Origin of the sequence: Pacificibacter sp., assembly GCF_039769035.1 — a bacterium.
Taxonomy (GTDB): Bacteria; Pseudomonadota; Alphaproteobacteria; order Rhodobacterales; family Rhodobacteraceae; genus Celeribacter.
Genome location: NZ_JBDMZG010000080.1, coordinates 1 through 2752, shown reverse-complemented (window position 1 = coordinate 2752; position 2752 = coordinate 1). Strand labels below are relative to the sequence as shown.

The following is a 2752-nucleotide window of genomic DNA, read 5'->3' as shown; positions in this document are numbered from 1 at the left end:
TGCTTCAGACCATCAAGCGTTTCTTCCCATGCAACCGGCACTGGGTTCAGGTTAAGCGCCTGCATCGCGATACGGCCAAGCTGTGTGCCTGTTACGCGGTTTTTGGTGCCAAACAGCTGCTCAATGCTGGTGACAGTTGGTTTGTCCTGCCATTTCAGGCCCAGTTGGATGCCGCGCAGTTCGGCGTGGCTGAACAAGAACTTTAGGCCGTGACGCTTTTCATATGGGTCACGCAGAAGCTGTTGTGATTTGGGGTGGTACAGGAAGTGATACTGCGACGCACGACCCGGGAACATAAATGCATAGTCCAGAACGTTAAGGTATGGCGCGCCACCTGCTGAGTTCTGCGTAGACGCTGCATAGATGTCTACGATGCCCTGCTGGGTTTTCTCAACGCATGATGTCTGACCACAGATCTGGTTGTCGCCGATGAATTCAACACGAATCTCACCATCGGTACGTGCTTCAAGATCACGCGCGAATTCCAACGCGCCTGCGCGCTCGATCAAAAGGTTGCGCGCATTGAAGCCCGCAGCACCAAATTTCAGCGTGTGTTTCGCCGGTTTTGAGAAGCGCTTTTCATATGTTGATTCCGCCGCACTTGCCAAGTTTGCAAGGCTCATTGCGCCGCCAAACGACCCCGCCGCAAGCAGCGTCGAACTCATCCCGTAGCGACCTGCCACTTTGAACAAATCACGACGTGAAATTTTGCTTAAATTGTCACTGGTACCCATGTTTTCCTCCCATACGGTCCATTATTGAGACTTTTTGTATCAAAAAACCCTAGCGCGGAGTTTTGTTTTTGCATAGTCTTTTTTTCAACCGCTTCTAGGAGGACGCTGCATTGGACGCAGATTTTATCATTGTTGGTGCTGGTTCAGCAGGCTGTGTGCTCGCCAATCGGCTAAGTGAGGACCCAAATAATAAGGTTGTTTTGCTTGAGGCAGGCGGTCGCGATTGGAACCCGTGGATCCACGTTCCGGTCGGCTATTTCAAAACGATGCATAACCCGTCGGTCGATTGGTGCTACCGAACAGAACCCGATCCGGGCCTAAACGGACGTTCAATTGACTGGCCCCGCGGCAAAGTGCTTGGAGGATCATCCTCACTCAACGGTCTTCTCTATGTGCGCGGCCAAGCAGAGGATTACGACCGCTGGCGTCAAATGGGCAACGAAGGGTGGGGCTGGGACGAAGTGCTTCCCCTCTTCAAAAAGTCAGAAGCAAATGAGCGCGGCGCAGATGAATTTCACGGCGATGATGGCGGATTGTCTGTGTCAAACATGCGCATCCAACGACCCATTTGCGATGCATGGGTCGCCGCTGCACAAGCGGCCGGATACAAATTTAACCCAGATTATAATGGTGCCGATCAAGAAGGCGTCAGCTACTTTCAGCTCACAACGCGCAACGGTAGACGATGCAGTTCCGCAGTAGCTTTCTTGAACCCTGCACGTAAGCGGCCAAACCTGCAAATCATTACAAACGCCCAAGTGCAGCGTGTTGTTTTGGACGGCAAAAAAGCGACGGGCGTGACCTACCTTGATAAGTCAGGGCAGGAGCACACCGTGAACGCACGCCGTGATATTGTGCTGTCCTCAGGTGCGATCAACTCACCCCAGCTTTTGATGCTGTCCGGCATTGGTGACACGGATCAGCTTACAGAAAACGGCATCACCCCTTTGCATAAACTCGACGGCGTCGGCAAAGGGCTTCAAGATCACTTACAGGCTCGTTTGGTATTTAAATGTAAAGAGCCAACGCTGAACGACGAGGTGCGTAGCCTCGTAAACCAAGCCAAAATTGCCGCGAAATATGCGCTCTTCCGCTCGGGCCCGATGACGATGGCCGCAAGTTTGGCGACTGGCTTTTTCAAAACGCGCCCCGACGTTGGTACGCCAGATGTGCAGTTCCATGTTCAACCGTGGTCCGCGGACAGCCCCGGCGAAGGGGTGCATCCATTCTCCGCCTTCACAATGTCTGTGTGTCAATTACGGCCTGAATCGCGCGGTGAGATTCGCCTGAATGGGCCCAATCCAATGGATTATCCGAAAATTATTCCCAACTACCTTTCAACAGAAAACGATTGCCGCACGATTGTTGAGGGCGTCAACATTGCCCGCCGCATCGGTAAGCACGCGCCGTTGGACTCAAAAATTTCTGAGGAGTTTCGGCCAACAAAAGACCTCGCCATGGACGATTATGAGGGAACGTTGGATTGGGTCCGAAATCATACCGCATCAATCTATCATCCGACTGGCACCTGTAAAATGGGCCAAGGCACCGATGCAGTTGTGGATAGCAAACTTAGGGTGCACGGCATTGAAGGCCTACGTGTCGCGGATTGCTCGATCATGCCAGAGATCGTTTCCGGTAACACCAACGCGCCCGCGATTATGATCGGGGAAAAATGTGCGCAAATGATGCTACAGGGTTAAGAACGAACGAGGCGTCTGACACGATGTGTAGCGCCTCGCTCAATTACTTTTGAAACGGCTAAATGCGCACCACTGAAACCGAAGGCGCTGCATACACCAGTTCGTTCGTCCCACTGTCATATGACGGCACAAGTACGGTCAGGTCTTTTGACGCATTACGCTCAAGGTGGCTCAAGGCTGCCTCGCGCATGTAGACATCCGCGAACCATACAGAATGATCAGGTCCAGTGTCAGGAAATCCGTTGGCGCCGCCGCTCATATTTGATGAATTTGCACCAATAATTAGTTGCACAGAGGCAGTCCCCGGCGCGAACT

1 protein-coding gene and 2 pseudogenes are annotated in these 2752 nt (G+C 52.7%); 1 reads left to right on the top strand and 2 read right to left on the bottom strand.

The features are described from left to right. Positions 1-734: pseudogene (locus ABF287_RS07645) on the bottom strand (TRAP transporter substrate-binding protein DctP); the annotation flags it as partial. A 110-nt stretch (positions 735-844) separates the two neighbouring features. Between ABF287_RS07645 and ABF287_RS07640 the strand changes: the two are divergent. Then, positions 845-2437, top strand: a complete 1593-nt coding sequence (locus tag ABF287_RS07640) for a choline dehydrogenase (RefSeq protein ID WP_347184415.1) — start codon at positions 845-847, stop codon at positions 2435-2437. 58 nt (positions 2438-2495) lie between these two features. On the opposite strand, the pseudogene ABF287_RS07635 reads toward ABF287_RS07640, so the two are convergent. Then, a pseudogene (locus ABF287_RS07635) lies at positions 2496-2752 on the bottom strand (hypothetical protein); the annotation flags it as partial.